At 73.9% G+C, this 6,442-nt stretch carries 6 protein-coding genes; 1 reads left to right on the top strand and 5 read right to left on the bottom strand.

Annotation, left to right across the window (positions count from 1 at the left end):
* Positions 1-79 precede the first annotated feature (79 nt).
* The 3 genes from ACFXA3_RS15375 to ACFXA3_RS15365 form a co-directional block, all read right to left on the bottom strand.
* Positions 80-574 (bottom strand): peptidylprolyl isomerase, encoded by a 495-nt coding sequence (locus ACFXA3_RS15375; RefSeq protein WP_385186994.1) that lies wholly within the window; start codon positions 572-574, stop codon positions 80-82.
* 56 nt (positions 575-630) lie between these two features.
* Positions 631-3,033, bottom strand: coding sequence for a PQQ-binding-like beta-propeller repeat protein (locus tag ACFXA3_RS15370; RefSeq protein WP_385186993.1), 2,403 nt, complete (start codon positions 3,031-3,033; stop codon positions 631-633).
* Between the two features lie 210 nt (positions 3,034-3,243).
* On the bottom strand, positions 3,244-4,044 hold the full coding sequence (locus ACFXA3_RS15365; protein WP_385186991.1) for a VOC family protein: 801 nt from the start codon (positions 4,042-4,044) through the stop codon (positions 3,244-3,246).
* A gap of 351 nt (positions 4,045-4,395) precedes the next feature.
* Between ACFXA3_RS15365 and ACFXA3_RS15360 the strand changes: the two genes are divergently transcribed.
* Entirely contained in the window at positions 4,396-5,043 is a 648-nt protein-coding gene (locus tag ACFXA3_RS15360; RefSeq protein WP_030873289.1) for a TetR family transcriptional regulator, read from the top strand.
* A 63-nt stretch (positions 5,044-5,106) separates the two neighbouring features.
* Here ACFXA3_RS15360 and ACFXA3_RS15355 read toward each other — a convergent pair whose 3' ends face one another.
* Positions 5,107-5,580, bottom strand: coding sequence for a nitroreductase family deazaflavin-dependent oxidoreductase (locus tag ACFXA3_RS15355; protein WP_385186989.1), 474 nt, complete (start codon positions 5,578-5,580; stop codon positions 5,107-5,109).
* The coding region (locus ACFXA3_RS15350) for an acyl-CoA dehydrogenase family protein (protein ID WP_385186987.1) at positions 5,580-6,442 on the bottom strand (863 nt) is incomplete at its 5' end. The genes ACFXA3_RS15350 and ACFXA3_RS15355, both read right to left, overlap by 1 nt.

The following is a 6,442-nucleotide window of genomic DNA, read 5'->3' as shown; positions in this document are numbered from 1 at the left end:
CCCCACCGGGGGGGCCCCGGGGGGGGGGCCCCCCCCCCGGGGGGGGGGGGGGGGCCCGCCGAGCCCGTGCAGGCGGGGATCAGGCCTCGACGACGCCGGAGGCCGCGATCTCGATCTTGGCGCGGGTGGCGCCCGAGGGGGTGCCGAGCTTCTCGATCTGGTCCACGATCTCCGAGCCCTCGACGACCTCGCCGAAGACGACGTGCTTGCCGTCGAGCCACGGGGTGAGGACGGTGGTGATGAAGAACTGCGAGCCGTTGGTGTTGCGGCCGGCGTTCGCCATCGACAGCAGGTACTTGCGGTCGTGCTTCAGCGTGAAGTTCTCGTCCTCGAACTTCTCGCCGTAGATGCTCTTGCCACCGGTGCCGTTGTGGTTGGTGAAGTCACCGCCCTGGAGCATGAACTGGGGGATGACGCGGTGGAAACCGGAACCGGCGTAGCCGAAGCCGTTCTGGCCGGTGGCCAGCTCGCGGAAGTTGCGCGCCGTCTTCGGGACGACCTCGTCGAAGAGGTTGAAGACGATGCGGCCGGCGGGCTGGCCGTCGATGTTGATGTCGAAGTAAACGTTGCTCATGGGGTCCATCCTGTCACTCCAGGTGCTGCGCGCGACCCGGAGGGGCCCGAAACCCCTCACCCGGCCGTACGCGTCCCCGTGCCCTTGGCCGCGTCCAGGGCGTACACGCAGCGGTCCTTGCTGCATGCGTAGACCACGCCCGCCTCGGCCACCGGGGCCCCGGTGATCTCGCCGCCCGTGGCCAGCTTCCAGCGCAGCTGGCCGCCCGCCGCGTCCAGGGTGTACAGGCAGTGGTCGGCGGAGCCGAAGTGCACCCGGCCGTCCGCGACCACCGGCGGGCCGGTGATCTCGCCGCCCGCCGCGAACCGCCACTTCGGGGTGCCGGTGACCGCGTCGAGCGTGTACAGGGCGCTGCCCGCGCCCAGGTGGACGTTGCCGTTCGCGACCAGCACCGGGTCCGAGGAGGCCCGCGGCTCGGTGGCGATGCGCCAGCGGTCCGTGCCGGTGACGGCGTCCAGGGCGTAGACGGTGCCCAGGTAGTCCGCGAGGTAGACCCCGCCGCCGGTGACCGCCGCGCCGGGCGCGAACGCCGGGGCGGCCAGGAACACCGCGGGGGCCTCGAAGTGCCAGCGGACCCGGCCCGAGGCCCGGTCCACGGACAGCACGCGGGTCCCGGCGGCGATGTAGACGTTGCCGTCGGGGGCCGGGTTGACCCGTACCGGGACGTTGCCGCAGGAGGCCGCGTCGCCGACCGGGTACGACCAGGCCTCCCGGCCGCTGCGGGCGTCCAGGGCGCGCAGCCGCGCGTCCTGCCACACGTACACCGTTCCGTCGTGCAGGACGGGGGCCGCCTCCGGGGTCTCGAAATCGCTCTGGGCGCCGGTCAGCTCCCACAGCTTCTGCCCGTTCGAGGCCTCCCAGCCCTGTACGCCGCCGCCGCGCGTGGCGGTGATGACGGTGCCCCGCTCGGCGCGCAGCGCGTACACCCAGGCGTCGGTGTTCAGCCGCCACCGCTCGGAGCCGTCGCCGGCGTCGAGGGCGTAGAGGGACGGGCCGTCGGAGGCGTGGATGCGGCCGTCCGCGACGGCCATGGACCAGGCGACGTCGCGGGTCTTGAACTGGCGGCGGCCGCTGGCCACGTCCAGGGCGTGCACCTCGAAGGAGGTCACGTACAGCAGGTCTCCGGCGACGGTCGGGGTGCCCCAGACCTCGTTCGACATGCGGAAGCGCCAGGGTCGCCAGCGGCCGCTGTCCGGGGCCGGACCGGGGCTCGGCACCACGGCGGAGGAGGCCGGGGAGGACGCCGGACCGGCCACCGCACCGCCGCCGGGCGGGCGGACCCAGCCCGTCGCCGCATCCGCGGCGGAGGCGTGCGCGGCGGGCGCGGCGGCGCTCGCCCGCGGCCCGGGGCCGATCGGCACCGGGGAGCCGCCGATCAGCACGGGCTCCCCGGACGGCGCGGGGGACGCCGGCCGCGGCGGGTGCTGCGGGCGCTGGGGCAGGGCCTGGCCGGTCCGCGGGTCGACCCAGGGGTCGGCGCCGCCGCGCGGCTCCCTGCGGTGCGTGGCGGCCTCGGCGCCGCGCCCCGTGGAACGGCCGGGGGCGGGGACCGGTGCGGCGGGAGTGCGCTGGCCCGCCCGCCGGGCCTCGATCATCGCGACGGCCCGGCCCGGCAGCCACGCCGAGGCGGTGCCGCTGTCGTCGCCGCCGTCGAAGAGGTGCGGGGCGAGCTGCGCCTGGAGGTCGGCGGGGGTCGGGCGCTGGGTGGCGTCCATCTGCATGCAGGAGTCGATCAGGGGCCGCAGCTCGTCCGGGAGCCCCTCCAGGTTGGGCTCGTCGCGCAGCAGCATGAACACCGTCTCCACCGGGTTGGCCCCGTGGTACGGCGGATGCCCGGTCGCGGCGAAGACCAGCGTCGAGCCGAGGGAGAAGACGTCGCTGGCGCCCTTGACGCTGCGCGAGTCCTTCGCCTGCTCGGGTGACATGTACGCGGGCGTGCCGACGGCGACGTTCGTCATGGTCAGGCGCGTGTTGGAGACGCCGCTCGCGATGCCGAAGTCGATCACGCGCGGGCCGTCCTCGACGACGAGCACGTTGGACGGCTTCAGGTCGCGGTGGACCAGGCCGGCGCCGTGGATGGACTGCAGTGCCTCGGCGATGCCGGCGGCGAGCCACCGTACGGCCTGGGCGGGCATCGGCCCGCACTCGTTGACGATCTCCTCCAGGGAGGGCGCCGGGACGTACGCGGTCGCCAGCCACGGCACGGCGGCCCGCGGGTCGGCGTCGACCACGGCGGCCGTGTAGAAGCCGGACACGGCGCGCGCCGCCTCCACCTCGCGGGTGAAGCGCACCCGGAACAGCTGGTCCTCGGCGAGCTCGGTGCGCACCGTCTTGATCGCCACGCGGCGTCCCGATGCCGACCGTGCGAGATAGACCAGCCCCATGCCGCCGGCGCCGAGCCGTCCCAGCACCTCGAAGGGGCCGATCCGTCTCGGGTCGTGCTGCGTCAGCTGCTCCACCACTCGCCTCCACACCTCCCCGTACGGGCCCTTGCCTGGCCCGTTCCACCTGCACGCGCCGTCTGCACGGCGGTCGGCCCCGTGCAGCGTCTCACCCCGGGCGCCGCCCGGGGTCGTGCAACCCCGATTCTGTCAGGCCCGCGCCGGGGCCGCGTCGCCACAGTCCGCGCGGGTCGGACGGGCGGACCCGCCGCGGCGGCCCGGCGGCGCCTATTGCACCGGGCCCGGACGTGCCTCGGAGAGCAGCGCGAACACCGCGCCCTGGTTGTCGGCGACGACCGCGATGCGCCCGTACGGCGTGTCGAAGGGGTCGGCGGTGACGCGGCCGCCGAGCCGCTTCACCGTCGCGACGGACTCGTCGCAGTCCGGGACGGCGAAGTACACGAGGAAGTGCGCCGGCATGATCTCGGGGAACGCGTCCGTGATCAGGCTGCGCCCCAGCACGGCGGTCTCCGCCCCCGGCCTGCTGCCGGGCGGGGACCACAGCCGGTACTCGACGCCCGAGCCGGCGTCGTCCTGGTCCTCGGGGACGTAGCCGAAGACGTTGGCGTAGAAGACGTCGACGGCGTCGCGGGCCCGGGTGTAGAGCTCGCTCCAGCAGTACGTGTACGGCTCCTGCTGGGCCTCGAAGCCGTGGTGGGTGCCGGGCTGCCACAGGCCGAAGACGGCGCCGCCGGGGTCTGCGGCGAGCGCGGCGCCCCCGTACGGGCCCACCGGCTGGGGGTCCATGACCATCTGGCCGCCGGAGGCGCGGATGCGGGCGGCGCACGCGTAGGCGTCCGAGGTGTAGAGGTAGATCCCCCAGACGGTGGGCATGCGGCCGTCGGGTTTGGGCGCGAGGGCGGCGACGTTGCGGCCGCCGCTGTAGGCCTGGGTGTAGCCGCCGTACTCGGGTCCGGCGCCGGCGCCGAAGGTCCACCCGAAGAGCTCACCGTAGAAGCGCTTGCCCGCCTCGACGTCCGGAAGCGAGGCATCCACCCAGCAGGGTGTGCCCTCCGCGAATGCGGCCATGGCCCGTTTCCTTCCGTTGTGCCCCTCGGCCATGATCTGCCCGAAAACTTGTCCACAGCCTGTTGACAAGACTAATCGGGGGATTTCGAGAGGAAGCGGGCGGGGTGGCCGGGGTCCGCGGCCGCCCGATTTCGCACGGGATCCGCCCGGGATCCGCCCGGGTCCCGCCCATCACGCACCCGGAATCGACACCTCCACGGCGGCTCCCGGGCGCCCAGTCCGCCCGGGACCCGTCCGGAACCGGCCGCCCGCGGCGGTCCGGGGCACGGCCTTCGCCCAGGCCAGGTGTCGGGTAACCCCATTTGCAGGCGGCCGAATCGCGCGCAGATCACCCCTCGGTAAGCTGACGGCATGACAGGACAAGTACGCACCGTCGACGGCCGCGTGGCCGGCCGGCGCGGCCAGGCGACGCGGCAGAAGCTGCTCGACTGCCTCAGCGAGATGCTCAGCTCCTCGCCGTACCGCGACGTCAAGGTGATCGACGTCGCCCGCAAGGCCGGCACCTCCCCCGCGACCTTCTACCAGTACTTCCCGGACGTCGAGGGCGCCGTCCTGGAGATCGCCGAGCAAATGGCCACGGAGGGCGCGCAGTTGACGGCGCTCGTCGAGGGCCGCAACTGGGTCGGCAAGGCCGGCTGGCAAGCCGCCGAGGAACTCGTCGAGGGCTTCCTGGACTTCTGGCGGCGCAACGACGCGATCCTGCGGGTCGTCGACCTCGGCGCGGCCGAGGGCGACAAACGCTTCTACAAGATCCGCATGAAGATCCTGAACTCCGTCACCAACTCCCTCACGGAGTCGATGAAGGAGCTCCAGGCCAAGGGCAAGGTCGACAAGGACCTCAGCCCGGCGGCAATGGCGGGTTCGCTGGTCGCGATGCTGGCCGCGGTCGCCTCGCACCAGAAGGGCTTCCAGACCTGGGGCGTCAAGCAGGCCGAGCTCAAGCCGAACCTGGCGCTGCTCGTCCACCTGGGCGTCACCGGCAAGAAGCCGACCAAGTAACGGCGGACCCTCCCCGGGTCCGCCGCCCTCCCCCGTCGTCGAACCCCCGGCCGTCCGCCGCGATCAGCGACGCTCCAGGCGGAACAGCCGGATCTCACGCTCGATGCGTGCCTGGTACGTCGCGTACGGCGGCCAGAACCCCAGCACGGCCCGCCACGCCGCCGCGCGTTCCTCGCCCTCCAGCAGCCGGGCCCGTACGGCGATGTCCTGCCCCTTCCAGCTCACTTCCGCATCAGGATGCCTGAGCAGGTTCCCGGTCCATGCCGGGTGCCCGGGGCGGCCGAAGTTGGAGCCGATCAGGATCCAGCTGACGCCTCCCTCCTCCGGCATGCAGGCGAGCGGCGTGGTGCGCGGTTCGCCCGTCCTGGCGCCCTTGGCGGTCAGGATCACGCCGGGGAGCATCCGGGCGCTGAGCATGACCTTGCCGCGGGTCAGCTTGTGCACCGCCTTGTCCATGGCGGGGATGAAGTGCGGTGCGATCTTGGCGAACAGCATGGTCGAGGAGACCTTCTGCATCAGCTTGACGCCGGGAGCCATCAGACGGCCGCCTTCTCCTGGGGGGTGGTGAACAGGCCCGCGCCGTGGGCGGCGTGCGCCCGCAGCCGGTGGACGGGGCCGAACAGCAGCTCGTCGGCCGCCGCCCGCTTGAAGTACAGGTGCGCGTCGTGCTCCCAGGTGAAGCCGATGCCGCCGTGCAGCTGGATCGCCTCGCCCGCCGTGATCCGCAGGGCCTCCAGGGCCTGGCCGAGGGCGAGGCCGCCCTGGCGGGGGTCCCAGGCGGCGTAGTAGGCCGCCGACCGGGCCGCCTGTACCTGTACGTACAGGTCGGCCAGCCGGTGTTTGACCGCCTGGAAGGAGCCGACGGGCCGGCCGAACTGCTCCCGCCCGCGTACGTACTCCACCGTGCGGGCCAGCGCCTGCCCGGCCGCGCCGGCCGCCTCGGCGGCGAGGACCGCGGCGGCGGTGCGGCCGGTGGCGGCCAGTGCGGCGAGGACGCCTTCGCCGGTGGCGCCCTCGGCGTCGGCGCCGATGTCAGGGCCGGTGTCGGCGCCGAGCAACTCGGCAGGCGTGTCGCGCAGTTGGACGCGTGCCTGGGGGCGGGTCTCGTCCAGCGCGGTCTGCCGCGACCGGACCAGCCCGGGGGCGTCCTCCCGTACGAGGAACAGCAGGGTCCGGCTGCGGGCGAACCCGCCGGTGTGTGCGGCGACCAGCAGGAGCGGGGCGCTGTGCCCGTCGAGCACCTGCGCGACCTCCCCGTACAGCCGCCAGCCGTCGGCGCCGGAGCCGCTCGTACGGGCCTGCACCCCGCCGGCCCGGCCCCCGCCGGCCCAGTCGCCGGGGGCGTTGTCGCCGGTCAGGGCGAGGGCCGTGGACAGTGCCGGGCCGGGGACGGCGAGGG

Origin of the sequence: Streptomyces sp. NPDC059456 (assembly GCF_042750055.1) — a bacterium.
GTDB lineage: Bacteria > Actinomycetota > Actinomycetes > Streptomycetales > Streptomycetaceae > Streptomyces.
The sequence above is the reverse complement of the archived record's forward strand: the minus strand, read 5'-3'. Positions and strand labels throughout refer to the sequence as shown.